A 24,908-nucleotide genomic window follows, 5' to 3' on the forward strand; every position below is an offset into this window, starting at 1 on the left:
CGCGGTGCAGAAAATCACGCACGTGGCAAGGCCTACGCAAGCGATTTTCGGGGTCCGCGCAACGCCGCCGGGGACGTCCAGGGGCGGTCGCAACAGGTGAGGGGGTTCTTTCACAAGTTCTTAACCGCGCGCGATGCCGTACTCGGGCGCGCGCCACTGCGCGGCGAGGCGGTCGAGCACGCCATTGACGTAACTGTGGCCGTGGTCAGCGCCAAAGCGCTTGGTCACCTCGATGGCCTCGTTCAGCACCACGCGATAGGGCACATCGGCGCGAAAACGCAATTCGTAGGCGGCGAGGCGCAGCACACCGCGCTCGATCGGATCGACCTGGGCCACCGAGCGATCCAGAAATGGCGTGAGCCCAGCGTCGAGTTCCTCGACGTGGCGAGCGACGCCCTTGAGCAAATCCTCGAAGTAATCCAGATCGGCCACTTCCATGTCCTGCTCGTGGCGGAATTGCTCGATCACGCCGTCGATGGGCGTGCCCGACACTTGCCACGCATACAACGCCTGCAGCGCGCGCCGCCGCGCACGCCCGCGCGCCGCCAGATCCACGCCACCCGGCGCACCGTGCTTGTCACGCGTACCGCGTGCAGCGCTCATGCGCCCAGCTTGGCGTAAAGGTCGATCAACTCGATCGCGGCCAGCGCGGCATCGGCGCCCTTGTTGCCGGCCTTGGTACCGGCGCGCTCGATGGCCTGCTCGATGTTCTCGGTGGTGAGCACGCCGAACACCACCGGCACCGTGCCCGCCTGCGCGGCCTGCGCCACGCCATTGGCGGCGGCGGCGGCAACGTACTCGAAATGCGCGGTGGCGCCGCGGATCACGCAGCCCAGTGCTATCACCGCCGCGTGCTTGCGCCCCGCGACCAGACGCGCGGCCACCGGCCCCAGCTCGAACGCGCCGGGCACGCGCACCAGATCGATGGCGTCGTCGCTGACGCCATGGCGCAACAACATGTCGCGCGCGCCCTCGATCAGCGCATCGACGATATGCCCGTTGAAGCGCGCCGCGACCAGCGCGATGCGCCCACGCGGCGCGGCGAAAGCCCCTTCGATCACATGCATGGCGGCGTCCTCGAAAAGCATGCCAGTCTATCAGGACACGCCACGAACGCTTGCTCTCCACTGTCGTTCCCGCGCAGGCGGGAAACGCTTCACAACAGCGAAACTGGTCATCCAGCTCTTCGGCATCTCCATGGATTCCGGACCGGCGCAAGCGCCATCCGGAACGACAGAGATATGTTTCCCGCGCATGCCAGCACGGTCCGGAACGACATCGCGGAATGCCGGGGCACGTACCACGAGGCCGTCGCGCACCACGCCCGCTATGCTTGTGCTTTCCCGTCCCGCATGCCCATGACCGACGCCACCGACCGCGCCGCCGCGCGCCTGCACTGGACGCGCGATACGCTGCACGAACCCGCGCTGCGGCTCGCGCCCGCCTCCAGCGACGCCAGCTTTCGCAGCTACTGGCGCGGCGCCCGCATCGATGGCCGCAGCGTGATCGTGATGGACGCCCCGCCCGCCCGCGAGGACATCCGACCCTGGCTGGACATCGCCGCGCGTCTGCGCGCCGCCGGTCTGGCCGCACCCGAGGTGTACGCCAGCGACACCGCGCAGGGCTTCATTGCCATGCAGGATCTGGGCAACGCGACGTATCTGCCGCTGCTCAACCCTCAATCCGTCGATCCACTCTACGACGCCGCGCTGGACGCCCTGCTCGCCATGCAGCGCCACACCGATTGCCGCGGCCTGTCGCCCTACGACGCGCCGCGCCTGATCGCCGAGATGGAGCTGCTGCCGACGTGGTTTCTCGAACGCCACCTCGGCCACGAACTGGCCTGCGGCGACTGGGACACACTGGAACTGGCCTTCACGCGTCTCACCGAGGCCGCGCTGGCGCAGCCGCGCGTATTCGTGCACCGCGACTTCCATAGCCGCAACCTGCTGGCGCTGACGCATGGCGGCCCCGGCATCATCGATTTCCAGGACGCCGTGTGCGGTGCGCTCACCTATGATCTGGTCTCGCTGCTCAAGGACTGCTACATCGTCTGGCCCGCGGCGCAAGTGCGGCACTGGGCACTGGATTACCGCGCGCGCGCCGTCGCTGCCGGGCTATGGCCCGCCGCGCGCGATGACGCCGACTTTCTGCGCGCCTTCGACCTGACGGGCCTGCAGCGCCATCTCAAGGTGCTGGGCATCTTCTGCCGCCTGTACTACCGCGACGGCAAGGCCGGCTATCTGGGCGACCTGTCGCGCGTGCTGGCCTATGCGCTGGAAGCCGCGCGCGCCTATCCCGAATTCGCCGTGCTGGCCGCATTGCTGGAGCGCGCCAGCGCCGGCCATGACCTCACGCTGCCTCGGCCATGAGGGCGCTGATCCTGGCCGCCGGCCGCGGCGAGCGCATGCGTCCGCTGACCGACACCACGCCCAAGCCGCTGTTGCAACTGGCCGGCAAACCGCTGATCGGCTACCACCTCGAACGCCTCGCCGCCGCGGGCGTGCGCTACGTCGTCATCAACACCGCGCATCGGGCCGAGCAGTTTCCCGAGGCGTTGGGCGACGGCGCGCGCTGGGGCCTGCGCATCCGTTACAGCTACGAGGGCGCGACGCCGCTGGAAACCGGTGGCGGCATGCTGCACGCGCTGCCGCTGCTGGGCAGCGACGAGCCCTTCATCGCGGTCAGCGCCGATCTCTACACCGATTTCGATTACGCCACCCTGCCGCGCGCAGCGGACGGCCTCGCGTACCTGGTCATGGTGAACAACCCGCCGTACCACGCCGAGGGCGACTTCGCCTTGCGTGGCGGTCTGCTGCACAACGCGGGCGCGCCGCGCCTGACCTTCGGCAACATCGGCGTGTACCACCCCGCCCTGTTCGATCACTGGCGTGACGCGCTGGACGCAAGCCCCGACACGCAGCGCCAACCGCCGCGCTTCAAACTCGTACCACTGCTGCTGGCCGCGATGCGCGCCGGCCAGATCAGCGGCGAGCACTATGCCGGCCGCTGGCACAACCTCGGTACGCCGCAGGAACTGGCCGCGCTGGAGGCGCAATTGCGCGGGCGCTGACTGTGGCCGCATTCGTACCCCGGGCGGCGGTCAAGGCTATCCTCTCGCCATGGCGATTCCCGACTATCAAAGCTGCATGCTTCCCCTGCTGCAATTCCTTGCGGATCGAGACGAGCACACGCTTCGGGATTCCGAAGAGAGCCTGGCGCAGCACTTTCAGCTTGCTGCAGCCGAACGCGCGCAACTACTGCCCTCCGGGCGGCAAGGTCTGTTCAAGAATCGCATCGGCTGGGCGCGCAGCTACCTGAAGATGGCAGGTCTGCTCGAGTCACCCAGGCGCGGCGTATTCAAGATCACCCCGCGCGGATTGAACGTGCTGGCCGACAATCCCGGCCGGATCGACATCAAGTTCCTGCAACGATTTCCTGAATTCGTCGAGCTGCTGGATGCCACGAGGTCCGCCGGCAAGGCAAACGCCCCGGTCGACGCACCCGTTTCGCAAAGTACCCCTGAAGAGACGATCGAAACCGCGTATCAAGGCTTGCGAGCACAATTGGCCGAAGAGCTTTTGTCCCGCATCCTGGCCAGTTCACCCACCTTTTTTGAACAGCTGGTGGTGGAGCTTCTGGTGAAGATGGGCTACGGCGGCTCGCGACGTGACGCCGGCGAGCGCATCGGCCAGACCGGTGACGGCGGCATCGACGGGATCATCAAGGAAGATCGACTCGGGCTCGATACCATCTTCATCCAGGCCAAACGCTGGCAGGGGTCCATCGGCAGGCCCGAGATTCAGAAATTCGTCGGTGCGCTGCAAGGGCAACGTGCCCGCAAAGGGGTATTCATCACCACCTCGTGCTTTACCGCCGACGCCGCCGACTATGCATCACGCATCGACACCAAGGTGGTGCTTATCGATGGCAAGCAGTTGACCGATCTGATGATCGACTTTGATGTTGGCATCGCCGCCGCCGGTTCCTATGCGATCAAACGCGTTGACTCTGACTACTTTGAAGAGAGTTGAAGCGTCGACGCTGAATCCGGTTCGCGCTCACACATTGAAACGGAAGTGCAGCACGTCGCCTTCCTGCACGATGTAATCCTTGCCTTCCAGGCGCAGGCGGCCGGCCTCGCGTGCGCCGGCTTCGCCGCGGTACTTGATGAAATCGGCGAAGCCGATGGTCTCGGCGCGGATGAAGCCCTTCTCGAAATCAGTGTGGATGACCGCGGCAGCCTGCGGCGCGGTGGCGCCCTTGCGCACCGTCCACGCGCGCACTTCCTTGACCCCGGCGGTGAAGTAGGTCTGCAGGCCAAGCAGCCTGTAGCCGGCGCGCACCACGCGGTCGAGGCCGGGTTCGTGCAGACCCATTTCCTCGAGAAACACCATGCGCTCGCTCTCGTCGAGCTGGCCCAGTTCCTCCTCGATGGCGGCGCACACCGGCACCACCTCGGCGCCTTCGGCGGCCGCGCGCGCGCGCACCGCATCGAGGTGCGGATTGTGCTCGAAGCCGTCCTCGCGCACGTTGGCGATGTACATCAGCGGCTTCAGCGTGAGCAGGAACAGCTCGCGCAGTTGCGCGCGCTCCTCGGCATCGAGGCCGGCGGCGCGCGCGGGCTTGCCGGCGTCCAGCGCGGCGCGCACTCTTTCCAGCGTCGGACGCTTGGCCATGGCGTCCTTGTCGTGCGCCTTGGCGGCGCGCTCGACGCGATTCAACGCCTTCTCCACCGATTCCAGATCGGCCAGCGCCAGCTCGGTGTCGATGGTGTCGATGTCCGAAATCGGGTCGATCTTGCCGGCCACGTGGATGATGTCCGGGTGCTCGAAGCAGCGCACCACGTGGGCGATGGCGTCGGTCTCGCGGATGTTGGCCAGGAACTTGTTGCCGAGGCCCTCGCCCTTGGACGCGCCCGCCACCAGCCCGGCGATGTCGACGAACTCGACCGCGGTGGGCACGATTTTCTGTGGCTTGACGATCTCAGCCAGCAACGCGAGACGCGGATCAGGCACCGGGACCACGCCCACATTCGGGTCGATGGTGCAAAAGGGGAAATTGGCCGCGGCGATGCCGGCGCGGGTGAGCGCGTTGAACAGCGTGGACTTGCCCACGTTGGGCAGGCCGACGATGCCGCATTGAATACCCATGGATGGAACTCCTGAATGGTGGTGCGGGACTCGGGACTCGGGACTTGGGACTCGGGACTCGGGACTCGGGACTCGGGACTCGGGACTCGGGACTCGGGACTCGGGACTCGGGGGAAAACCGCGAGCCGCACAAAAAGTTCCTACTTTCTTCTTTCTACTTCCAACTACCGACTGCCGACTGCCGGCTACCAGCTCACCATTTCCACTCGCGCAGGTTCAATCCAAGTCCCGAGTCCCGAGTCCCAAGTCCCGGCTTTCCGCCGTATGCAGCCGCTTCATCGCCTCGTTGAAATCCCCCGCGACGGCCAGCGGCAGCACCTGCAGGGCACGCGCGATGGCGTCGAGGATGGCGTCCTCATCGCCGCGACTGGCGCGGCCCAGCACCCAAGGCGTCACCGCATCCCTGTTGCCAGGGTGGCCGATGCCAATGCGCAGACGGTGAAAACGTCCATGCCCGAGCTGACCGATGATGTCGCGCAAGCCGTTCTGGCCGCCGTGGCCGCCGTCGAACTTGAGGCGCGCGGTGCCGGGGGCGAGATCGAGATCGTCGTGCGCGACCAGGCATTCCTCGGACGCGATCTTCCAGTAGTTCAGCGCCGCCCGCACCGCGCGGCCGCTTTCGTTCATGAACGTCATCGGCTTGAACAGGCGCACATCCTGTCCGGCCAGCGTGATGCGCGCGGCCGTGCCACGCAGGCGCGCCTCGCCTGTGAAGCGCGCGCCTTCGGCCAGCGCCAGCGAATCGATGAACCAGAACCCGGCGTTGTGGCGATGACGCAAATATTCGGCCCCGGGGTTGCCGAGGCCGATGATGAGACGCAGTGTGCTCATGCGGGCGGCGCGCGGGCCGGACCATGACGGTCCGGCCCGGCGGGCTTACTTCTTGCCCTTGGCCGGCTCGGCCTTGGCCGATTCGGTCTTGGCCGATTCGGTCTTGGCCGGCTCGGCCTTGACCGCGGTCGCGGGCACATCGGCGACAGCCGCTGGTGCCGCGGTTTCCTCCTCGACCTCGACGCGCGCTTCCTTGGCCAGCACCACGGCCACGTCGTGCTCCTTGCCCAGACGCAACGCGGGAATCTCGACGCCCTCCGGCAGCTTGATGCTGGACAGATGCACGATGTCGCCCTTCTCCAGTGCCGACAAATCCACCTCGATGTGCTCGGGCAGCATGGACGGCAGGCAGGAGATTTCCACTTCGTTGACCTCATGCATGATCAACGTGCCCGTGAGCTTGCCAGCCGGCGACTTGTCCTGATTGAGGAAGTGCAGCGGCACCTTGAGGCGGATCGGCTTGCTCTCGTCGATGCGCTGGAAATCCAGATGCAGCACGCGCGGCTTCACCGGATGACGCTGCAAGTCGCGCAGCAGCACCTTCTGCACCTTGCCATCGATGTTCAGATCGAGCAGGGACGAGAAGAACCACTCGTTGCGCGCGGCCAGGACTATGTCGTTGTGGATCAGTTGCAGGCTTTGCGGCGGCTGCGAGCCACCATAGATAACGGCAGGGATCAGGTCCGCGTGACGCAGGCGGCGGCTCGCACCTTTCCCCTCGTCCTTGCGGCTCTGGGCCTTGATTTCATGTTTGCTTGCCATTGGAAACGACCTTCGGTTGAAAAACCCGCCTCGCGGCGGAGGATGCTCTACCCGCGACCAGGAGAGCGAATGCTTGTGGAGCCGGGACTCGGGACCAAGAACCAAGAACCAAGAACCAAGAACCAAGAACCAGGGAAGACTAATGACTCACATCAACAGTGCAACTCTTCCGACTCCCTGCTCCGACCCCCTACTCCCTACTTTCGAACTTTCAATTGTCATCCCGAGCGCGGCGAGGGATCTCGGCGCCGAGATCCTTCGGCTACGCCTCAGGATGACAGCGGCAAAACAAACCTCATGCTCTCCAGCTACCAGCTACCGATTTCCCACTTCCGACTCTCCAGCCTCAATCCACATACAACGAACTGACCGACTCGCCAAAGGCGATACGACGGATGGTTTCGGCCAGCAGCTCGGCCACCGAGAGCTGGCGGATGCGCTTGCAGGCTTTGGCCTCGGGGCGCAGCGGAATGGTGTCGGTCACCACCAATTCGTCGAGTTGCGAGGCCTCGATGTTGGCCAGCGCTCCGCCGGACAGCACCGGATGCACGCAATACGCCACCACCTTGCGCGCGCCGCTGGCCTTCAGCGCCGCGGCGGCCGAACACAGCGTGCCGGCGGTATCGACGATGTCGTCCACCAGCAAGCAGGTCTTGCCGTTCACGTCGCCGATGATGTTCATCACCGTGGAAACATTGGGCCGCGGACGACGCTTGTCGATGATCGCCAACTCGGCGTCATCCAGCCGCTTGGCGATGGCGCGCGCGCGTACCACGCCGCCGACGTCGGGACTGACCACGATCGGATTGTCGCCACCGTAGCGGCGCCAGGCATCGGCCAGCAGCACCGGCGAGGCGTACACGTTGTCCACCGGCACGTCGAAGAAACCCTGAATCTGGTCGGCGTGCAGATCGACGGTGAGCACGCGATCGCAGTGCGCGGTACCGATCATCTGCGCGGCCAGCTTGGCGGTGATCGGCACGCGCGCCGAGCGCGGGCGGCGATCCTGCCGCGCGTAACCGAAGTACGGAATCACCGCGGTGACGCTGGCCGCCGAGGCACGCTTGAGCGCATCGATCAGCACCAGCAGCTCCATGAAATTTTCCGCGGTCGGCGCCGAGGTGGGCTGCAGGACGAACACTTCCTGACGGCGCACGTTTTCCTCGATCTCGACCTGCACCTCGCCGTCCGAGAAGCGCCCGACCTGGGCCTTGCCCAGCGGCACGCCGAGCCGATGCGCGACATCCTCGGCGAGGGTGTGGTGCGCGTTGCCGGTAAACAGCATCAGGCCGGAAGGATTGGAGGCGTTCACGTCGCTGACCTGTCACGGATCATGGAAAAATCAATTTTACTCGCGCTGAAACTCGGCAGCGAAAGCCCCCAAGGGAGGGGTTGGGGTTCGGTACAACGCAATCGACATCATGCAATCACCAACGTCATGCTCAGTCCCGCACTCTCATTCGGCGCTGTGCGCCAGCTTCCCTTGGGGACTTCCGTTGGTCGTCTCCCGACGGGAGAAGGGAAAAGCCATCTCAAACTTCGACGCCAGTCAGGAATACCGGGAAAGGAGCGTGGAAGTGGCTGGGGCGGCAGGATTCGAACCTGCGGATGCTGGAATCAAAATCCAGTGCCTTACCACTTGGCGACGCCCCAACGGCAAACAAAAACTGCAAGATCAACAAACACTCAGACCTTGCCAAAATCCTCCAGCGCGGTCAGCAGCGGCGAGCGCTCCGCGCCTGCGACCACCCATGCCTTCCATGGCGCGGGACAGGCGCTGGCGATGCGTTCGGCGCTGGCGCGGTCTGCCAGCTCGGCATAAATGCATGCGCCACTGCCGGACAACCGCGCCGCGCTCAAACCGCCCAGCCAATCCAGCGCCGCGGCGATCGCGGGGTAACGCGCGCGCGCCACCGGCTCGAAGGCATTGCCGCGCGCAGTTCCGCAACTCAAGCGCGCGATTGTCTCGGGCGCGGCATCGCGTGTCAATTCAGGGGCCTGAAACAGCGCCGCGGTGGGCACCGCCACGCCCGGCGCCACGATCACGTACCAGGCCGGTGTCAGGACCAGCGGCGTCAGCACTTCGCCGATGCCCTCGGCCAGCGCATTGGCGCCGCGCACGAACACCGGCACATCGGCGCCCAACTGCTGACCCAGCTTCGCGAGATGGTCGACATCCAGCGCGCAGCCCCAGATCAGGTTCAGCGCGCGCAGCACGCTGGCGGCGTCGGAACTGCCACCGCCCAGCCCGCCGCCCTGCGGGATGCGCTTGTCGATGGCGATATCGGCACCCAGCGCGCTGCCGCTGGCGACTTGCAACGCCTGCGCCGCACGCACCGCCAGATCCTCGGCGGCGGGTACATCAACGGGACCGGAGACACGCACGATGCGGCCATCGCCGCGCGCGCGCAGATACACGGTGTCGCCCCAGTCCAGCAGCCGGAACACGGTCTGCAGCAAGTGATAGCCATCCGCACGCCGGCCGACGATGCGCAAGCTCAGATTGAGCTTGGCGGGCGCCGGCCAAGCGCTCCAGCCCGCGCCCTCAACGCCGGCCGGGAGCATCGCCGCGCGCGCCGGGCGCTGCTTCAGGGCGGGGCGCCATCTCCGGAAACCGCCACCGCTCGACATACAGGCGCACCGAGTACGGCGCGCGCTGCGCCTCGATCAGACGCGGCATGGCCAGCGGTCGTGCCTGCGCGTCCCAGCTACGGTACTGCACTATCCAACCGTCTTGTTGCAGTTGCGCCGGCAAACCATCAGGGCCGTACTGCATGTGGCTGGCGCTGCCGGGCGCGGCCACGCCCAGCACCCACGCGCGCAGCTCACGCAGCGGCAGCACCCAGCCCAGTTCGGCGCGCAGCAGGTTGGCGGCGTCGAACGCGCACACCGGCTGCGGTTTGAGACCGCTGAGGCAGGCGCCATCGGGGCCGCTTTGCAGGCGGAAACTGCGCCCGGTGATCGGCGCGGTGAGGGTGAAATCGAACGACTCGCCATCCTGCGCCCAGTCGAAACCGCCGCTGCCGCCCTGCTGCCCGTCGGCGACGCCGATGCGTCCGCTGGCCTGCCACACCGGCAATTGCGCCAGCACCTGTGCGCGCCGCGCCTGCGCGGCGCGTTCGGAACTGGTGCCAGGGCGCAGCACCAGCGGGGTCGGCGCGCAGGCCGCCAAGAACATGACCAGCGCCAACGGCGCCAACAAGCGCAATGCACGTGGCGTCATGAGCCGATCTGTCCGCGCAGCGCCTGCACGCTGCGGCTGTGCGGGTCGATGCGCCACGCGGCATCGAGAATTTGCCGCGCCTGCGCGCGTGCGCCGCTGGCCAGCAGCGCGTGCGCCAGATGCGCGCCGATCTCGGCGCTGGCCTGCAGATGCCAAGCCTTGCGCAAGACCGTTACCGCCGCGGCGTAATCGCCCAGCCGGTACTGCAGCCAGCCCCAGGAGTCGTTGATCGCGGCGTCGTCCGGACGCGCCGCCAACGCGCGCGCCAGCAGGGTTTTGGCCTCGGGCAGATCGCGGTCGGCATCGGCAAGGGTAAAACCCAGTGCATTCATGGCATCGACGTTGTCCGGCTGTGCCGCCAGCACGCGGTGGAAATCGCGCAGCGCGGCGTCGGTCTGCCCGGCCTCGGCCGCGGCCACGCCACGCGCGTAAACCAGATCCCAGGCATCGGGATCGAACAGCAGCGCGCGGTTGTAGGCGGCGATGGCGCGCGGGTAATCACGTGCGCGCTGCGCCAACTCGGCTTGCAGCACGCTGGCTTGGCGATAGTGCCGCGGATCCTCAAAGGATTCCTCGGCCAGTTCGTCGGCCAGCGCGCGCGCCGACGCGGTCTGTCCGATCTGATCCAGCAGCACGGCGCGGCGGATGTCGGCGGCAAAACCGTGCTCGGCGTCGGCCGGCACCGCCGCGTACCAGTGCAGCGCCGCGCGCGGTTGTCCGAGCAGCTCGGCGAGCTGGCCCAGCAGATATGCCTCGCGGTCACGCTGCGCGGCGGGCAGGCGCGCGAGTTCGGCATACAGCGTGCGCAGCGCGGGCTGCTGCCGGGCGCGCGCCGCGATGGCCGCACGCAGGGCGTAGGTGTCGTGATTCTGCGGACCCGTGTCCAGCAGACGCAGCGCCGCCACGCTGGCGCCGCCATCGGCGAGGTGCGCGGCGCGCACCAGGCGCAGCGGAATATCGCGCGGGTGGCGGCGCAGCCCGGTCTGCAGGCTGGCATCCGCGCCGGCGCGATCGCCATCGGCCTGCTGCAACTGCGCCTGCCACAAATACGCGGCGGCGCTGCCGCCGTGCCGCACGGCCGCCGCGGCCAACGTGCGCGCGTAGTGCCTGCGTCCCAACTGCGCGCCCAGTTGGCTGCACGCCAGCCACAGCGTGCCGGCGTGCGCCGGCAGCCGCTGCGGCGTGGCGATGTGCTCCAGCACCGCGCCGGCCAGGTCGGCATCGCGCGCGCTGGCCAGCGCACGCAGCGCCGCCTTCCAGCCCGGTTCGCCCTGCTGCGTGAGCTGCGTGAACGCGGTCATGGCCGCCGCGCGAGCACCCACGGCCAGCGCTAGACTGGCGCGCGCCTGCCGCACGCCCAGCGCGGGTGCGCCCAAGGCCTGCCAGCGCGCCAGGGCTTGCTGCGCCAGCGGCGCATCGCGCACGGCAATGGCCAGATCGAGCGCGCGTTCGGCCAGCTCGGGATTGCGCGATGCCTGCGCGGCACGCGCATAAGCGCGCGCCGCGGCGGGCAAATCGTTGTGCGCGAGGGCGAAATCACCCTGCATCGCAGCGGCCATGAGCGCCGCCTGCGGCGTGGCCGGCGCGGCCAATCGCGCCAGGGGCTGCGCGGGCGGCGCGGCGGGCGGCGCGTCAAGGTCCGCCGTGCGCGGCGCGGTGCTGGCGCAGGCGGACAGCAGCGCGCAGGCGATCGGCAATGCCAACCCATGCCGCAACTTGAACCCGATCGCGCCTGTCCGCACTATCCTATCCGCCTGCCTTTCGCCTGCCGGCCTGTCCCGGACACGCCCGCGCCCCAGGCGCCGGGCCTTGCTCCGGGTGTTCGCAAAAGCTTACCCGATCGCTGCCACCCATCCCGCATGACGCTGATTGCCTACGGTCTCAACCACCTCACCGCGCCGGTCGCCCTGCGCGAACAAGTGGCTATTGCCGACGATCAACTGGCCGACGCGCTGCACGAACTGCACGCGCAGCCCGGCATCGAGGAGGCGCTGATCCTGTCCACGTGCAACCGCACCGAGCTGTATTGCAGCGTGGCCGCCGACGCCGAGGACACCCCCGCCGACTGGCTGCACGAGCGCCACTGCCTCGCGCCGGGGCGCCTGGATGATTTCCTGCAACGCTGGCGCGAGCAGGACGCGGTGCGGCATTTGTTTCGCGTGTCGGTGGGGCTGGAATCGATGGTGCTGGGCGAGCCGCAAATCCTCGGCCAGATCAAGGACGCCTACCAGCACGCGCATCAGGCACAAACCCTCAACATCACGCTGGAACGCCTGCTGCAGCACACCTTCGCCGTGGCCAAGCGCGTGCGCACCGACACACGCATCGGCGCGCAGCCGGTGTCGATGGCCTATACCGCGGTGCGTCTGGCCGAGCGCCTGTTCACCGACATCGCGCACGCGCAGGTGCTGCTGATCGGCGCCGGCGAAACCATCGAGCTGGCCGCGCGTCATCTGACCGAGCGCAAGGTCGCGCGCCTGGTCGTGGCCAATCGCACCCTGGGCAACGCGCTGACCGTGGTGCAGCGCACTGGCGGGCTGGCGGTGCCGCTGTCCGATCTGCCGACGCAACTGGCCGCGGCCGACATCGTGATCAGCTCCACCGCCAGTCATGCGCCGATCATCGACCGCGGCATGGTGCAGCAGGCGCTGGTCAAGCGCCGCCACCGCCCCATGTTCATGGTCGATCTGGCGGTGCCGCGCGACATCGCGCCCGAGGTGGCCGAGCTGCGCGACGTTTTCCTGTACAGCATCGATGACCTGCATCAGGTGATGGACGAGGGCAAGCGCGCGCGCCAGGCCGCCGCGCAGGAAGCGCAAACCCTCATCGAGCTGCAGGTCGAACGCTTTCAGGCGTGGCGTCAGGCGCTGGCCGCGCACAATCCGGTGCAGACCCTGCGCCACGCCGCCGAGATGCAGCGTGACGAGGTGCTGGCGCGCGCGCAGGCCATGATCGCCCATGGCAAGAGCCCCGACGAAGCACTAGCGTTTCTCGCCAACACGCTGACCAACAAACTGCTGCACACGCCCAGCGTCAAGCTGCGCGAAGCCGCCGCGCAGGGCGACACCGAGCTGCTGCGCGCCGCGGCGCGCCTGTACGGCTGCCCGGCCAGCGACGAGTCATGAACGCGGCGCTGAAGCAACGCCTGCTGGCGCTGGCCGAACGCCACGAGGAACTCGATCGCCTGCTCGCCGAGCCCGGTGCCAGCAGCGACGCCGCGCGCTGGCGCGCACTCACGCGCGAGCACGCGCGCCTGGCGCCGGTGGCCGCGGGCATGGCCGCGCTGGCCAGCGCCGAGCGCGAGCAGGAACACGCACGCGCGCTGCTGGACGATGCCGAACTGGGCGCGCTGGCCAGCGAGGACATCGCGCGCCTCGATGCCGACATCGCCGCGCGCGAGGCCGAACTCGAACTGGCCCTGCTGCCGCCCGATCCGCACGCCGGCGGCGCGCTGTATCTGGAGCTGCGCGCCGGCATCGGCGGCGACGAAGCCGCGCTGTTCGCCGGCGACCTGGCGCGCATGTACCTGCGCCACGCCGAGCGCCGCGGCTGGCGCGTGGAAATCCTGTCCAGCAATCCCGGCGAACACGGCGGCTACAAGGAGCTGATCGCGCGCGTCGAAGGCGTCGGCGCGTGGAACGCGCTGCGCTATGAATCCGGCACGCACCGCGTGCAGCGCGTGCCGGCGACCGAGGCGCAGGGCCGCATCCACACCTCCGCCGCCACCGTCGCGGTGCTGCCCGAGCAGGACGAACTCACCGACATCGAGCTGCGCGACGGCGATCTGAAAGTCGACACGTTTCGCGCTTCCGGCGCCGGCGGCCAGCACGTCAACAAGACCGACTCGGCGATCCGCATCACGCACCTGCCCAGCGGTCTGGTGGTGGAATGCCAGGACGAGCGCAGCCAGCACAAGAATCGCGCGCGCGCGCTGCTGCTGCTCAGGGCGCGCCTGCTCGATCGCGAGCGCAGCGCGCAGGCCGCGCAGCAGGCCGCCACGCGCAAGCTGCAGGTGGGCTCGGGCGACCGCAGCCAGCGCATCCGCACCTACAACTTCGCCCAGGGGCGCGTCACCGACCACCGCATCAACCTCACCCTGCACCGCCTGCAGGACATCCTCGACGGCGATTTGGACGAGCTCAGCGCCACGCTGCGCCGCGCCGATCTGGCCGAACAACTGCAGCAACTCGCGCAGCCGGCATGAGCGTCGAGGCCGAGCTCGATGCGCTCGCGCAGCTCTTGCAACAAGGCCAGCCGGCCGCCGCCGAAACGCGGGCGCGCGCGCTGCGCCGACGCTGGCCGCGATCGGGGGAAGCCGCGCGCCTGCACGGCGTGGCGCTGCTGCTGCTGCAACGTGATGACGATGCCGTGCAGGCGCTGCGCGCCGCCACGCGGCTGGCACCGCAAAACTTCGCCGCGTGGCTGAATCTGGCCAGCGCCGCGCTGGCCACGGGCGATGTCGATGGCGCCGCGCAAGCGCTGGATGCCACGCTCAAACTCGATCCCGCGCACCCGGCCGCGCTCAACCAGCTCGGCAGCCTGCGCCGCGCGCAAGGCGATCTCGACGCCGCCGCCGCCGCGTATGCGCAGGCTTTCGCGCGATCACACGATCCCGGCAGCGCGCTGAATCTGGCCGCAGTGGAACTGCAGATGGGCGCGGTCGCGCAAGCCGAGCAGCGCGTGCGCGCCGTGCTGCAAAACCCGCAGGCACCGCAGGCCGAGGCCGCGCTGCTGCTGGCGCAGGCGCGCGCCGCGCAGCGCGACTGGGCCGGCGCCGAGGCCACGAGCCGCGCCGGCCTCGCGCACGCGCCCGGCGATGCGCGCTTGCACCTGCAAGCCGGACTGATGGCCGAGGAACAACAGCACATCGAGCGCGCTGCGGCGGCTTACCGCGCCGCGCTGGCTTGCGCGCCGGGCGATGTGCGCATCGCCGCGCAATTGCAGTTCGCCGAACGCCAGTGCTGCGACTGGCGCGCGGTCGCTGCGCGCGGTGCGTGGCTGCGCGCGCAGCTCGCGGCCGGCGCGCAAGGCATCGCGCCGTTCGCGTTTCTGGCCGAGGATGCCACGCCCGCCGATCAGCGCCGCTGCGCCGAAATCGCCGCGCAGGCGCTGGCCGCGCGGCTGCCAGCCTCTGCGCCACGCCTAGCCACACGCAGCACCGCGACACCGCTGCGCGTCGGTTTCGTCGCCGCCGGATTCCACCAGCACGCCACCGCGCTGCTGGTCACGCCATTGCTTGAAACACTGGCGTGGGATGCTTCGCTGCGCCTGCATCTGTACGCGCTCAGCCCCGACGATGCCTCGCCGTGGCGTGTACGTCTGGCCGCGTGCGCGCCGCTGCTGGATGCCAGCGCGATGCCATCGGCGCAACTGGCGCAGCGCATCCGCGGCGATGCCATCGACGTGCTGCTGGATCTCGACGTGTGGTGCGGCGGCGGTCGCCCCGAGCTGTTCGCCCGGCACCCGGCGCCGCTGCAAGTCAACTGGCTGGGCTATCCCGGCAGTGCCTGCGCGCCGTGGTACGACTATCTGATCGCCGATGCTTTCGTGGTGCCCGCCGCACAGCGCGCGCACTACAGCGAGTCCGTGGCGCGCTTGCCGCGCTGCTACCAACCCATCGATGCGGCGCGCGTGATCATCGCGCCGCCGCCGCGCGCGACGCTGGGCCTGCCCGCGCAGGGCACCGTGTTCGCCAGTTTTTGTCAGGGCTACAAGCTCGCGCCGCAACGCTACGCGAGCATGCTGGCGATCCTGCGCGCGGTGCCCGGCAGCGTGCTGTGGCTGCTGCAAGGTCCGGACGATGCCGATGCGCGCCTGCGCGCCACCGCCGCGCAGGCCGGTATCGATGCGCAGCGGCTCGTATTCGCCGCGCGCCGCGCGCACGCCGAGTACCTGGGCCTGTATCGCCACGCCGACTTGGTGCTGGACACGCATCCGTACAACGCCCACACCAGCGCCAGCGATGCCTTGTACGCCGGCTGTCCGGTGCTCACCTGCCCCGGCGAAACCTTTGCCGCGCGCGTCGCCGGCAGCCTCAACCATCATCTCGGACTGAGCGAGTGCAACGCGCGCGACGAGGCCGACTTCATCGCCCGCGCCATCGCGCTAGGCCGCGATGCCGACGCGCGCGCCGCGCTGCGTGATCGCCTCGCGCAACTGCGCGCGCGCACCTCGCTGTTCGACACGCCCGGCTACGCCCGCGATTTCACCGCGCTGCTGCACGCCATGCACGCACGCGCCGCGCGTGGCCTCGCGCCGACCGATCTCGAAGACAGCGCGCGGCGCTAGGCCTCGGGCATCACATCAAAAGGGTCGGGTTCTGAGCGAGTGATCCTGCAACAGACTGGCTCTCTCCAGGGTCAAGAGATCGAGCCTCCGGAAAACCGGGGCGGTCGATTGACTTGATGTTGCATGCGGATGCTTGCTTGCGCTCATAGCCATGATTGCTGGCAACATCCGCGGCGTGTCTTCTGCTGGAAATTCGCCATGCCAAAGCCCATCAAGCGCAAGGATTACGAGCACGCGTTGGAGGCAATGCAGATCGAGCTGATCGAACTGCAGCGCTGGGTGAAGCTGCGCGGCAAGCGGCTGTGCGTGCTGTTCGAGGGCCGCGACGCCGCGGGCAAGGGTGGCACCATCAAGGTGCTGACCGAAAAACTGGAGACGCGCAATTACCGCATCGTCGCGCTGGGCAAACCCGGCGAGGCCGAGCAGGGTCAGTGGTATTTCCAGCGCTACGTGCCGCACCTGCCGCAGGCCGGCGAGATCGTGTTGTTCGATCGCAGTTGGTACAACCGCGCGGTGGTCGAGCCGGCCATGGGCTTTTGCAGCAAGGCGCAGTACCGGCAGTTTCTGGACGACTGTCCGGTGTTCGAGGACTTGCTGGTGCGCGACGGCATCATCCTGCTCAAGTACTGGCTGGCGGTGGACCAGGCCGAGCAGGAGCGGCGCTTTCGCGAGCGCGCCGATGACCCGCTGAAGCGCTGGAAACTCTCGCCGGTGGACATCGCCAGCCGCGCCAGGTACGCCGAGTTCGGGCGCCTGCGCGACGTGATGCTGGCGCGCACGCATCGCGCCGGCGCGCCGTGGTTCGTGGTCGACTACAACGATCAGAAGCAGGGCCGGTTGAGCCTGATCCGGCATCTGCTCGATCAGGTGCCCGATCGCCACGCGCCGGCGCCGCGCGTGCGCCTGCCGGCGCTGCGCCATGCACCCGAACGCGAGCATCTGACCGATCCGGGTTTCTGGATTGCGCCGCATAGGTGGGTGTTTGGCGATCCGTGACGCCCCTTTGCGAATCGCGACTATCGCGCGCGATGTGCAACGAGCGCTGCTGCCGGGGTCGCCTTTCCGTTGGTTCCTTTCTTTGGCGCGCAAAGAAAGCGTGGCTTTCCGATGGGGAAGACTCGCGCGGCGGCAGCCGGGCGGAACAAGGGAAATCTTGCGAGACAGCACAAAAGAACGGCCGTTCACGAGCAACGCGAACTGCGCAAGTGCGCACCCTCACCCAGCCCTGCGGGCCACCCCCTCCCGGCGGGAGAGGGATAAAGAACGGACGTTCAAGCACACGCAAACCACAACGCCACTACCGAAGCGGGATGCTTCAATGCACTCAGCGCACGCCGAAGCCGACGCCGGGCGCCTCACCCTCGGCAGCCGGAGCCTCGTGCACGGCCTCCACGCGCGCGGCGGGCGGGCCTTGCCGCAGCCACTGCGCGAGCTGATCGAGCGCGGCGTCATCGCCTTGCGCGAGCACCTCCACACGCCCGGCGGGCAGGTTCTGAGCGTAGCCGCTGAGCCCCAGCGCCAGCGCGCGCGCCTGCGTGTACGCGCGAAACGCCACGCCCTGCACGCGGCCGCTGATCAGCCAGCGGCGCGCGCTCACGGCTTGGGCCAGTACGGATGCAGCGTGCGCGCAGCGGCGATGGCGGCATCGAGCTTGGCGCCATCGATGGGGCCGACGAAATGCTTCACCACCACGCCATCGGGCGCGACAAGATAGGTCGAGGGCAGAACTTCCGGCTCGGGCATGGCCGCGGGCGGAGACTCAAGATCGATCAGCACCACCGGATAGCTGACCGGATGCTTGCGCATGAACTGCGCGAATTCCTGCGCGGTGATGCCGTCGTAGGCCATGCCCAGCGCGGCCACGTGCGCGGCATGCGTTTTCACCCAGGCCGAGAGTTCCGGCATCTCGCGCAGACACGGGCCGCACCAGGTCGCCCACTGATTGAGGATCACCCACTTGCCATGCTCGGCGGCGAGGTTGAAGGTGCCGCCATCGAGGGTGCGCAGCGTGAGTTGCAGCGGCGCCGCGGGTGGCGCGGCCCACGCCGGCATGACGGTCAGAACGGCAAGCAATGCGAGTGACTGCAGTGTTTTCATCGGGATGCTTTGCATGGCGCGGACTTTCATGGCGAAGAACCGTGTGCCGCGGTCCGTGCAGTATCCGTCGCCGGCTGCAGGCTGGCCAGATCGGCGGCCAGCCCCGCCTCCAGCGCCTGCCCCAGCGCCGCGATCTGCGCGGCCAGCGGCGCCGGCAGATCCTGCGCGGCGCTGGCCAGCAGCGCGGCCGAGGCCGGCAGACGGTAATGACCCGCGGCGTACAAATCGGCCAGACGCACGCCATGCAGGCTGCGCGTGAGCAGCCAGTCGCCCAGCTCGGAACGCCGCAGCAGGCGTGCGTGTTCCAGTTCGTCGAGATAGCGCGTCAGCGTGTCCTCGGTGAGAAACGGCAGCGCGCGGCGCAACGCGGCGTTGTCCATGGTCGCGCCGCGTTGCTGCGCATCGGCCAGCACCGCCAGCACGCGCAGCAGGCCAACGAACTCGGCTTCGCGCGGCAGGCGCAAGGCCTGCGGCACGTACTGGAACGCGGCGAAAGCAGCGGTGAGCGAAGCGCCGGCCAGCACGATCACCCACGACACGTATATCCACACCAGAAAAATCGGCACCGCCGCCAGCGCGCCGTAGATGGCGTGGTACGAGCCCATGTGCAGCACATACAGCGCGAAGCCATGGCGCGCGGCCGAGAACGCCAGCGCCGCCAGCAGCGCGCCGCCCAGCGCATGACGCAGCGCCACGCGCCGATTCGGGATCAGCAGATACATCGCCAGCAGCCCGATCCAGGTGATCAGGAACGGCGCCAGATCGAGCAGATCAGCGCCCAGCTCGAGATGCCGATTGGCCTGCGCCAGCCACGGCAGCGCCAACAGGTACGAGCTGATCGCCAGACCACCGACCACCAGCAGCGGCCCCAGCGTCAACGCCGCCCAGTAGGTGAGAAAACGCAGTACCCCGCGACGTTGACGCGTGACCCGCCAGATGCGATTGAAGCGCTCCTCGATCGCCGCCATCATCAGCAGCGCAGTGAACAGCAGCACCACCGCGCTGGCCGCGGTCATGCGGCTGGCGTTGCCGGCGAAACGCAACAGCGCCTGCTCCACCGCCGCGCCGGTGGCCGGCACCAGATTGCGAAACACGAAGGCCGAAATCGTATCGCTCCAGTGTGTCCAGGCCGGAAACATCGCTACGATGCCCAGCGTCGTCGCCAGCAGCGGCACCAACGCGAACACCGTGGTGTAGGACAGCGCGCCCGCGGTTTCCAGCAGGCGGTCCTCGCGCAGCCGCTGCCAGGCGAAGGCGATGAAGGCGCGCATGTGTTCGCGATCGACCGGTTGCATGCGCGCAGCGTATCGATATGGAACCTCGAAAAACACCATGCTGGCGTTTTTCAGGCGCCCAACCCATCCCACCCGCGAGAGCCGCCCGCATGACCGAGATCCTGGTGCTTTATTACAGCCGCAGCGGCCACACCGCCGATCTGGCGCGGCGCGTGGCGCGCGGCGTCGAGGAAGTCGCCGGTTGCAGCGCGCGCCTGCGCCAGGTGCCGCCGGTGGCGCCGATCACCGCAGTAGCCGCGCCGCCGGTACCCGCAGATGGCGCGCCCTACGCCACGCTGGATGACTTGCGCGCCTGCGACGGCCTCGCGCTGGGCAGCCCGACGCGCTTCGGCAACATGGCCGCGCCGCTCAAGCATTTCCTCGACGGCACCGGCGCAGAGTGGGCATCGGGCACGCTGGTGGGCAAGCCCGCGGCGGTGTTCGCCAGCACCGCCACCCTGCACGGCGGGCAGGAATCCACCCTGCTCAGCATGCTGCTGCCGCTGCTGCATCACGGCATGCTGATCCTTGGTCTGCCGTTCACCGAGCCGGCCTTGAACGCGACGCAGAGCGGCGGCACGCCTTACGGCGCCAGCCACGTCGCCGGTCTCAAGGGTGAGCACGCGCTCAGCGCGCACGAACAGGAACTGGCGCGCGCGCTGGGGCGGCGTCTGGCGCAGGTCGCCGCACGCCTCGCGCCACGATGAGCGTGGCGCTGCACAAACGCCCGGTCGCGGCGCGATGAACGCGCTGCGCATCGGCCAACTGGCGTGGCTGCTGCTGGCGCTGCTGCAAGTGCTGTGGCACGGCTGGCTGCGCGCGCCACCGCCCGCGCTGCTGATCGCGGTGCTGCCGCTGGCCCTACTGCCACTGGCGCTGCCGCTGCTGGCGCGCGGCGCGCAACGCCGCCTGTGGTGGGCGGCGGTGGCGGCGCTGCTGTATTTCAGCCACGGCGTGATGGTCGCCTGGGCGATGCACGGCGTGCCGCGCGCGCTGGGTTGGACCGAGCTGCTGCTGGCGCTGCTGCTGATCGGCGCCACCGGAGCCACGGGGCGACGCGCGCGCTGAGTGTGACGGCGCGCGCTGCGTGCGCATGGCGTTGTCTGCGCGAGTCTTCTCGCAACGCGAGGCGGAATGATCACGCGAAGCAACCGCGCGCAACGACACGGAATCGACAACCAAGGTGCACCCAACCGCCGCTTGTGCGTCGCGCCTCGCCATCGCGCGCCGCGCAGCCTAGCATGCACGTATCCATGGTCCGGGAGCGTGTGATGAATTTCATCCAGGAAGGCCCGCAACTGGCGCATCCGCTGCACCACGACCGCGTGTTGCGCGCCTGGCTGCAGCAGAACCTCGACGATGCCGCGCGCGCCGCGCTGCTGCCCGATCTGCAGGCGCTGGCCGATTACGCGCTGCTGGCCTATGCGCGGCGACAGAACACGCCGCGTCGCGAGCCCGTGCTCACGCAATGGGATGCCTGGGGCCGGCGCGTGGATCGCATCGCGCTGACGCCGACGTGGGACGAAGGTGCCGCGCTCACCGCGGCGCATGGATTGCTGTGGGCCGGACACGCCGCCGATGCGCGCGGCCTGCAGCGCGCCGCGCAATTCGCGCGCGTGTACCTGTATCACGTCGCCAGCGAGTTCTATACCTGCCCGCTGGCGATGACCGACGGTACCGCCACCACGCTGAAGGCCAGCGGCGCTGCCGCGCTGATGCAGCGCGCGTTGCCGCGTTTTCTCAGCCGTGACGCCGCCACGCTGTGGTTGTCGGGACAGTGGATGACCGAGACCATCGGCGGCTCGGACGTGTCGCGCAGCGAGGTCGAGGCGCGTCAGGATGCTTCCGGTCAGTGGCGCCTGTACGGGCGCAAGTGGTTCACCTCGGCGATCGTCGGTGAAGCCGCGCTGGCGCTCGCGAGACCAAGCGGCGCTGGCGCCGGCAACGACGCGCTGGGCTTGTTTTATGTGGAAACGCGCGCGGTCGATGGCGCCTGGCAGCCGGAGCTGCGCATCCAGCGCCTCAAGGACAAGCTGGGCACGCGCGAGCTGCCCACCGCCGAGATCGAACTCGACGGCCTTGCCGCCACGCCCGTGGGCGAACCGAAGCACGGCGTGCGCCACATCGCGCCAATGCTCAACATCACCCGCACCTGGAACACGATCTGCGCGCTGGCCGCCATGCGCCGCGCGTTGGCGCTGGCCGGGGATTACGCCACGCGCCGCGAGGCCTTCGGCGCCAGACTGATCGACAAGCCGCTGCACCGCGATACATTGGCCGGGCTGGCCGCCGAATTCGAAGCCGCGTTCGCACTGGGCTTTGGCGTCGCGCGCCTGCTGGGCGAAGTCGAGTCCGGCGTCGCCGATGCCGACAGCCAGGCTGCGTGGCGGGTGCTCACGCCGCTGGCCAAACTGTGGACCGGCAAGCTCGCCGTGCGCATCGCCTCGGAGTGTCTGGAAGCCTGCGGCGGTGCCGGTTACATCGAGGACACCGGGCTGCCGCAACTGCTGCGCGACGCGCAGGTGTATCCGATCTGGGAAGGCACCACCAACGTGCTGGCGCTGGACACTTTGCGCGCGCTGGGCGGCAACGATCTGGCGCCGTTCGCGGCCTGGCTGCGGCGGCAGTGGCCTGCTGCGGATGTACCCGGCGCCGCGCTGGCGCAGACCGCGCTGGCTGCGGCAACGCAATGGCTGCAGCACGCCAGTCGCGAGCGCGCGCAGATGGAGGCCGGCGCGCGCAATCTGGCGCTGACGCTGGCGCGCTGCGCGGCGGCCACGCTGCTGGCGCGACAGGCACGGGCCGCCGCGGTGCACGATGATCTGCGTCCGGCGGCGTCCCTGCGGCGTTTCCTCGGCCACGGACTGCTGCGCCTGAGCATGGCCAGCGATGGCGACTGCGCGGCGATCCTGGCGCAGGATTGAACGCGCCGCGCGGCGCAAGCCACGGGTGCGCTATGTCGCGTAGCCGGGTACGCGCGCCTTGATTCGACGCGCGCCAGGCCATGGATGACCGGGCTGGCCATCTCGCGCAGCAGGATGCGCCGCGAGGATGGGTGCCGGACTCGGCGCGACACATGCATTTTCTTCTGCGCATGCCCACCATAGGACTTGTTCAGAGGTTCACCATCATTCCTGCCCGAGCGCACCATGGACCAGCTTTGCATCGTCACCACCGGCGGCACCATCGACAAGATCTACTTCGATGACAAATCCGATTACCAGATCGGCGAGCCGCAGATCGGCCAGATTCTGAGCGGCATCGGCGTGGCGTTTCGCTGCAACGTGATCCCGCTGATGCGCAAGGATTCGCTGCACATGGACGCCGCCGACCGCGCGCTGCTGCGCGAGGTGATCGAGCGCCAGAGCGAGCGCCACGTGCTGGTCACCCACGGCACCGACACCATGGTGGACACCGCGCTGGCGCTGCATGGCATCGTCGGCAAGGTGATCGTGCTGACCGGCGCGCTGAACCCGGCGCGCTTCACCGGCTCGGACGCGGTGTTCAACATCGGCTGCGCGGTGGGCGCGGTGCAGGCGCTACCCGACGGCGCGTGGATCGCCATGAACGGCCGCGTCTGGAACCCTACCAAGGTGCGCAAGAACCGCGAGGCGAACCGGTTTGAGGCGGTGGGCACTTGAAAGCGGAGACGGGCCGCAGCCGATCCGCAACGGTGCCAGCCCTATCCTTGTGCTGAAACCGCGACGTCATGCTGAGGTCGCAGACCGAAGCATCCTGGCGTGCACTGCCGCGTCGCGCTCGCAATTATCGTCACGCAAGCCCCGGCTGTCGCGAGTGCCGAGTCGCGGCGGCTCAGACGCGCAATTCGCGTGGCAGGGCAAAGGCGATGGTTTCGGCGGTGCCATCCAGCTCGTGGATGGCGCTGGCGCCGGCGTCGCGCAAATGGGCGATGACCGCGCGCACCAGTTCCTCGGGCGCGGAGGCACCGGCGGTCAAGCCGACGCGGCGCGCGCCGGTCAGCCACGCGGGATCGATCGATTCGGGGCCGTCGATCAAGTGCGCCGGCACGCCCTGCTTCGCCGCCAGCTCGCGCAGGCGGTTGGAGTTGGAGCTGCTGGCCGAGCCCACCACCAGCACCAGATCAACCTGCCCGGCCAGCAGGCGTACCGCGTCCTGGCGGTTTTGCGTGGCGTAGCAGATGTCGTCCTTGCGCGGCCCGTCGATGGCGGGAAAGCGCGCGCGCAGCGCATCGACGATGGCGCGCGTGTCCTCGACCGACAGCGTGGTCTGGGTGACGTAGGCCAGATTGCCGGGCTGCGCGGTGTGCAAACCGGCGACATCGACCACGCATTCGACCAGATGGATGTGTCCGCCGAAGCGCGCATCCCACTGGCCCATGGTGCCCTCGACCTCGGGGTGTCCGGCGTGGCCTACCAGCACCACGTCCTTGCCGAGCCGGCCCAGGCGCGCGACCTCCATGTGCACCTTGGTCACCAGCGGGCAGGTGGCGTCGAACACGCGCAGGCCGCGCATTGCGGCCTGCACGCGCACCTGCTGCGGTACGCCGTGCGCGCTGAAGATCAGCGTGGCGCCGTCGGGAACGTCGTCCAGATCCTCGACGAAGATCGCCCCGCGCGCGCGCAGACCTTCGACCACGAAGCGGTTGTGCACCACCTCGTGGCGCACGTAGATCGGCGCGCCGTAGGATTCCAGCGCGCGCTCGACGATGGCGATGGCGCGATCGACGCCGGCACAAAAGCCGCGCGGGTTGGCGAGGATTACTTCCACGATGCGGATACCGTATGAACCGCGCGCATTATCGCCCCGCCGCGCGCGATGTGCCGAACAGCGCGAACCACACCAGCAGCACCGCGCCCACGGTGATGGACGAATCTGCCACGTTGAATGCCGGGTAGTACCAGTCGTGCTTCCAGTGCACGAGGATGAAATCCACCACATGGCCCAGGCGCAGGCGGTCGATGAGATTGCCCAGCGCGCCGCCGATGATCAGCGCATACGGCAAGGCGCTGCGCCAAGCGCCGCGCGGCGTGCGCGCCAGCGCCACGCCCAACGCCGCGCTGATGCCCACGGCCAGCAGCGTGAACAGCCAGCGCTGCCAGCCATCCGCGCTGGCCAGGAAATTGAAGGCCGCACCGCGGTTGTAGGCAAGGGTCAGATCGAGCAGGCGCGGAATCAGCACCTGCACCTGCCCCACAGCGAAGTGCGCCACGATCAGCGCCTTGGTCAGTTGATCCAGCGCGATCACCGCCAGCGACAGCAGCAACCATGGCAGGGCGTTGGGACGTGGCAAAGACATGG

Annotated in this window: 25 protein-coding genes and 1 tRNA gene; 11 read left to right on the forward strand and 15 right to left on the reverse strand. The window is 68.6% G+C overall.

The features are described 5' to 3' along the window. Window positions 1-120 precede the first annotated feature (120 nt). Both nusB and ribH read right to left on the reverse strand, forming a co-directional pair. Window positions 121-603 carry a transcription antitermination factor NusB gene (nusB, locus tag ACYDAT_RS03045; protein WP_461440538.1) on the reverse strand — a complete coding sequence of 161 codons (483 nt, stop codon included), beginning with the start codon at window positions 601-603 and terminating at the stop codon, window positions 121-123. Beyond that, window positions 600-1,067 carry a 6,7-dimethyl-8-ribityllumazine synthase gene (ribH, locus tag ACYDAT_RS03050; protein WP_461440537.1) on the reverse strand — a complete coding sequence of 156 codons (468 nt, stop codon included), beginning with the start codon at window positions 1,065-1,067 and terminating at the stop codon, window positions 600-602. The genes nusB and ribH overlap by 4 nt, the downstream gene beginning before the upstream one ends. Window positions 1,068-1,358: 291 nt before the next feature. On the opposite strand from ribH, the gene ACYDAT_RS03055 reads away from it, so the two are divergent. The 3 genes from ACYDAT_RS03055 to ACYDAT_RS03065 are packed head-to-tail and all read left to right on the forward strand — an operon-like array spanning window position 1,359 to window position 4,034. Next, complete coding sequence (locus ACYDAT_RS03055; protein WP_461448434.1) at window positions 1,359-2,372, forward strand: aminoglycoside phosphotransferase family protein; 1,014 nt, start codon at window positions 1,359-1,361, stop codon at window positions 2,370-2,372. After that, window positions 2,369-3,073: an N-acetylmuramate alpha-1-phosphate uridylyltransferase MurU gene (gene murU, locus ACYDAT_RS03060; RefSeq protein WP_461448435.1), complete on the forward strand. Its 705-nt coding sequence runs from the start codon at window positions 2,369-2,371 to the stop codon at window positions 3,071-3,073. Before ACYDAT_RS03055 ends, murU begins: the two co-directional genes overlap by 4 nt. Window positions 3,074-3,122: 49 nt before the next feature. Beyond that, window positions 3,123-4,034, forward strand: coding sequence for a restriction endonuclease (locus ACYDAT_RS03065; protein ID WP_461448436.1), 912 nt, complete (start codon window positions 3,123-3,125; stop codon window positions 4,032-4,034). A 27-nt stretch (window positions 4,035-4,061) separates the two neighbouring features. Here the strand turns inward: ACYDAT_RS03065 and ychF are convergent, their stop codons facing one another. From ychF to ACYDAT_RS03105, 8 genes are all read right to left on the reverse strand, one after another. After that, the gene (gene ychF / locus ACYDAT_RS03070; RefSeq protein WP_461448437.1) at window positions 4,062-5,153 is read right to left on the reverse strand and encodes a redox-regulated ATPase YchF; all 1,092 of its coding nucleotides are present in this window, start codon (window positions 5,151-5,153) and stop codon (window positions 4,062-4,064) included. Between the two features lie 216 nt (window positions 5,154-5,369). Then, window positions 5,370-5,984 carry an aminoacyl-tRNA hydrolase gene (gene pth, locus ACYDAT_RS03075; protein ID WP_461448438.1) on the reverse strand — a complete coding sequence of 205 codons (615 nt, stop codon included), beginning with the start codon at window positions 5,982-5,984 and terminating at the stop codon, window positions 5,370-5,372. A 45-nt stretch (window positions 5,985-6,029) separates the two neighbouring features. Beyond that, the gene (locus ACYDAT_RS03080) at window positions 6,030-6,746 is read right to left on the reverse strand and encodes a 50S ribosomal protein L25/general stress protein Ctc (RefSeq protein WP_461448439.1); all 717 of its coding nucleotides are present in this window, start codon (window positions 6,744-6,746) and stop codon (window positions 6,030-6,032) included. 346 nt (window positions 6,747-7,092) lie between these two features. Beyond that, window positions 7,093-8,031 carry a ribose-phosphate diphosphokinase gene (locus ACYDAT_RS03085; protein WP_461440393.1) on the reverse strand — a complete coding sequence of 313 codons (939 nt, stop codon included), beginning with the start codon at window positions 8,029-8,031 and terminating at the stop codon, window positions 7,093-7,095. A gap of 293 nt (window positions 8,032-8,324) precedes the next feature. Further along, window positions 8,325-8,399 (reverse strand) — tRNA-Gln (locus ACYDAT_RS03090). A 33-nt stretch (window positions 8,400-8,432) separates the two neighbouring features. Continuing rightward, complete coding sequence (ispE, locus tag ACYDAT_RS03095; RefSeq protein WP_461448440.1) at window positions 8,433-9,311, reverse strand: 4-(cytidine 5'-diphospho)-2-C-methyl-D-erythritol kinase; 879 nt, start codon at window positions 9,309-9,311, stop codon at window positions 8,433-8,435. Next, complete coding sequence (lolB, locus tag ACYDAT_RS03100) at window positions 9,292-9,969, reverse strand: lipoprotein insertase outer membrane protein LolB (protein ID WP_461448441.1); 678 nt, start codon at window positions 9,967-9,969, stop codon at window positions 9,292-9,294. Before lolB ends, ispE begins: the two co-directional genes overlap by 20 nt. Continuing rightward, window positions 9,966-11,711 carry a tetratricopeptide repeat protein gene (locus ACYDAT_RS03105; protein WP_461448442.1) on the reverse strand — a complete coding sequence of 582 codons (1,746 nt, stop codon included), beginning with the start codon at window positions 11,709-11,711 and terminating at the stop codon, window positions 9,966-9,968. The genes lolB and ACYDAT_RS03105 overlap by 4 nt, the downstream gene beginning before the upstream one ends. A 117-nt stretch (window positions 11,712-11,828) precedes the next feature. Here ACYDAT_RS03105 and hemA point away from each other — a divergent pair, with 117 nt between their 5' ends. From hemA to ppk2, 4 genes are all read left to right on the forward strand, one after another. Further along, the gene (gene hemA / locus ACYDAT_RS03110; RefSeq protein ID WP_461448443.1) at window positions 11,829-13,094 is read left to right on the forward strand and encodes a glutamyl-tRNA reductase; all 1,266 of its coding nucleotides are present in this window, start codon (window positions 11,829-11,831) and stop codon (window positions 13,092-13,094) included. Continuing rightward, a complete protein-coding gene (gene prfA / locus ACYDAT_RS03115; protein ID WP_461439339.1) occupies window positions 13,091-14,173 on the forward strand; it encodes a peptide chain release factor 1 in 1,083 nt (360 codons plus the stop codon). The genes hemA and prfA overlap by 4 nt, the downstream gene beginning before the upstream one ends. Next, window positions 14,170-16,257, forward strand: a complete 2,088-nt coding sequence (locus ACYDAT_RS03120; RefSeq protein WP_461448444.1) for an O-linked N-acetylglucosamine transferase, SPINDLY family protein — start codon at window positions 14,170-14,172, stop codon at window positions 16,255-16,257. The genes prfA and ACYDAT_RS03120 overlap by 4 nt, the downstream gene beginning before the upstream one ends. A gap of 198 nt (window positions 16,258-16,455) precedes the next feature. Then, the gene (gene ppk2 / locus ACYDAT_RS03125; protein ID WP_461448445.1) at window positions 16,456-17,253 is read left to right on the forward strand and encodes a polyphosphate kinase 2; all 798 of its coding nucleotides are present in this window, start codon (window positions 16,456-16,458) and stop codon (window positions 17,251-17,253) included. A 328-nt stretch (window positions 17,254-17,581) separates the two neighbouring features. Here the strand turns inward: ppk2 and ACYDAT_RS03130 are convergent, their stop codons facing one another. The 3 genes from ACYDAT_RS03130 to ACYDAT_RS03140 are packed head-to-tail and all read right to left on the reverse strand — an operon-like array spanning window position 17,582 to window position 19,649. After that, complete coding sequence (locus ACYDAT_RS03130) at window positions 17,582-17,854, reverse strand: acylphosphatase (protein ID WP_461439342.1); 273 nt, start codon at window positions 17,852-17,854, stop codon at window positions 17,582-17,584. Next, the gene (locus ACYDAT_RS03135; RefSeq protein WP_461448446.1) at window positions 17,851-18,369 is read right to left on the reverse strand and encodes a TlpA disulfide reductase family protein; all 519 of its coding nucleotides are present in this window, start codon (window positions 18,367-18,369) and stop codon (window positions 17,851-17,853) included. The genes ACYDAT_RS03130 and ACYDAT_RS03135 overlap by 4 nt, the downstream gene beginning before the upstream one ends. 11 nt (window positions 18,370-18,380) lie before the next feature. Continuing rightward, the gene (locus ACYDAT_RS03140; protein WP_461448447.1) at window positions 18,381-19,649 is read right to left on the reverse strand and encodes a YihY family inner membrane protein; all 1,269 of its coding nucleotides are present in this window, start codon (window positions 19,647-19,649) and stop codon (window positions 18,381-18,383) included. Window positions 19,650-19,738: 89 nt separating this feature from the next. On the opposite strand from ACYDAT_RS03140, the gene wrbA reads away from it, so the two are divergent. The 4 genes from wrbA (at window position 19,739) to ACYDAT_RS03160 (ending at window position 23,269) form a co-directional block, all read left to right on the forward strand. Beyond that, window positions 19,739-20,335 carry an NAD(P)H:quinone oxidoreductase gene (gene wrbA / locus ACYDAT_RS03145; RefSeq protein ID WP_461441201.1) on the forward strand — a complete coding sequence of 199 codons (597 nt, stop codon included), beginning with the start codon at window positions 19,739-19,741 and terminating at the stop codon, window positions 20,333-20,335. 34 nt (window positions 20,336-20,369) lie between these two features. Continuing rightward, window positions 20,370-20,696 carry a DUF2069 domain-containing protein gene (locus ACYDAT_RS03150; RefSeq protein WP_461439346.1) on the forward strand — a complete coding sequence of 109 codons (327 nt, stop codon included), beginning with the start codon at window positions 20,370-20,372 and terminating at the stop codon, window positions 20,694-20,696. 203 nt (window positions 20,697-20,899) lie between these two features. Next, entirely contained in the window at window positions 20,900-22,552 is a 1,653-nt protein-coding gene (locus ACYDAT_RS03155; protein WP_461448448.1) for an acyl-CoA dehydrogenase family protein, read from the forward strand. 225 nt (window positions 22,553-22,777) lie between these two features. Then, window positions 22,778-23,269, forward strand: a complete 492-nt coding sequence (locus ACYDAT_RS03160) for an asparaginase domain-containing protein (protein WP_461448449.1) — start codon at window positions 22,778-22,780, stop codon at window positions 23,267-23,269. A gap of 172 nt (window positions 23,270-23,441) precedes the next feature. Here the strand turns inward: ACYDAT_RS03160 and ispH are convergent, their stop codons facing one another. Continuing rightward, on the reverse strand, window positions 23,442-24,377 hold the full coding sequence (gene ispH / locus ACYDAT_RS03165; RefSeq protein WP_461439349.1) for a 4-hydroxy-3-methylbut-2-enyl diphosphate reductase: 936 nt from the start codon (window positions 24,375-24,377) through the stop codon (window positions 23,442-23,444). A gap of 28 nt (window positions 24,378-24,405) precedes the next feature. Further along, window positions 24,406-24,906 carry a signal peptidase II gene (gene lspA, locus ACYDAT_RS03170; protein WP_461439350.1) on the reverse strand — a complete coding sequence of 167 codons (501 nt, stop codon included), beginning with the start codon at window positions 24,904-24,906 and terminating at the stop codon, window positions 24,406-24,408. Window positions 24,907-24,908 lie beyond the last annotated feature (2 nt).

The sequence above is a fragment of the Metallibacterium sp. genome (genome assembly GCF_054637675.1).

Bases quoted from the DNA above. Each gene is read 5' to 3' on its own strand.
- nusB (WP_461440538.1), bottom strand. From the start codon at position 603: ATGAGCGCTGCACGCGGTACGCGTGACAAGCACGGTGCGCCGGGTGGC.
- ribH (WP_461440537.1), bottom strand. From the start codon at position 1,067: ATGCATGTGATCGAAGGGGCTTTCGCCGCGCCGCGTGGGCGCATCGCG.
- ACYDAT_RS03055 (WP_461448434.1), top strand. From the start codon at position 1,359: ATGACCGACGCCACCGACCGCGCCGCCGCGCGCCTGCACTGGACGCGC.
- murU (WP_461448435.1), top strand. From the start codon at position 2,369: ATGAGGGCGCTGATCCTGGCCGCCGGCCGCGGCGAGCGCATGCGTCCG.
- ACYDAT_RS03065 (WP_461448436.1), top strand. From the start codon at position 3,123: ATGGCGATTCCCGACTATCAAAGCTGCATGCTTCCCCTGCTGCAATTC.
- ychF (WP_461448437.1), bottom strand. From the start codon at position 5,153: ATGGGTATTCAATGCGGCATCGTCGGCCTGCCCAACGTGGGCAAGTCC.
- pth (WP_461448438.1), bottom strand. From the start codon at position 5,984: ATGAGCACACTGCGTCTCATCATCGGCCTCGGCAACCCCGGGGCCGAA.
- ACYDAT_RS03080 (WP_461448439.1), bottom strand. From the start codon at position 6,746: ATGGCAAGCAAACATGAAATCAAGGCCCAGAGCCGCAAGGACGAGGGG.
- ACYDAT_RS03085 (WP_461440393.1), bottom strand. From the start codon at position 8,031: ATGCTGTTTACCGGCAACGCGCACCACACCCTCGCCGAGGATGTCGCG.
- ispE (WP_461448440.1), bottom strand. From the start codon at position 9,311: ATGCTCCCGGCCGGCGTTGAGGGCGCGGGCTGGAGCGCTTGGCCGGCG.
- lolB (WP_461448441.1), bottom strand. From the start codon at position 9,969: ATGACGCCACGTGCATTGCGCTTGTTGGCGCCGTTGGCGCTGGTCATG.
- hemA (WP_461448443.1), top strand. From the start codon at position 11,829: ATGACGCTGATTGCCTACGGTCTCAACCACCTCACCGCGCCGGTCGCC.
- prfA (WP_461439339.1), top strand. From the start codon at position 13,091: ATGAACGCGGCGCTGAAGCAACGCCTGCTGGCGCTGGCCGAACGCCAC.
- ACYDAT_RS03120 (WP_461448444.1), top strand. From the start codon at position 14,170: ATGAGCGTCGAGGCCGAGCTCGATGCGCTCGCGCAGCTCTTGCAACAA.
- ppk2 (WP_461448445.1), top strand. From the start codon at position 16,456: ATGCCAAAGCCCATCAAGCGCAAGGATTACGAGCACGCGTTGGAGGCA.
- ACYDAT_RS03135 (WP_461448446.1), bottom strand. From the start codon at position 18,369: ATGCAAAGCATCCCGATGAAAACACTGCAGTCACTCGCATTGCTTGCC.
- ACYDAT_RS03140 (WP_461448447.1), bottom strand. From the start codon at position 19,649: ATGCAACCGGTCGATCGCGAACACATGCGCGCCTTCATCGCCTTCGCC.
- wrbA (WP_461441201.1), top strand. From the start codon at position 19,739: ATGACCGAGATCCTGGTGCTTTATTACAGCCGCAGCGGCCACACCGCC.
- ACYDAT_RS03150 (WP_461439346.1), top strand. From the start codon at position 20,370: ATGAACGCGCTGCGCATCGGCCAACTGGCGTGGCTGCTGCTGGCGCTG.
- ACYDAT_RS03155 (WP_461448448.1), top strand. From the start codon at position 20,900: ATGAATTTCATCCAGGAAGGCCCGCAACTGGCGCATCCGCTGCACCAC.
- ACYDAT_RS03160 (WP_461448449.1), top strand. From the start codon at position 22,778: ATGGACCAGCTTTGCATCGTCACCACCGGCGGCACCATCGACAAGATC.
- lspA (WP_461439350.1), bottom strand. From the start codon at position 24,906: ATGTCTTTGCCACGTCCCAACGCCCTGCCATGGTTGCTGCTGTCGCTG.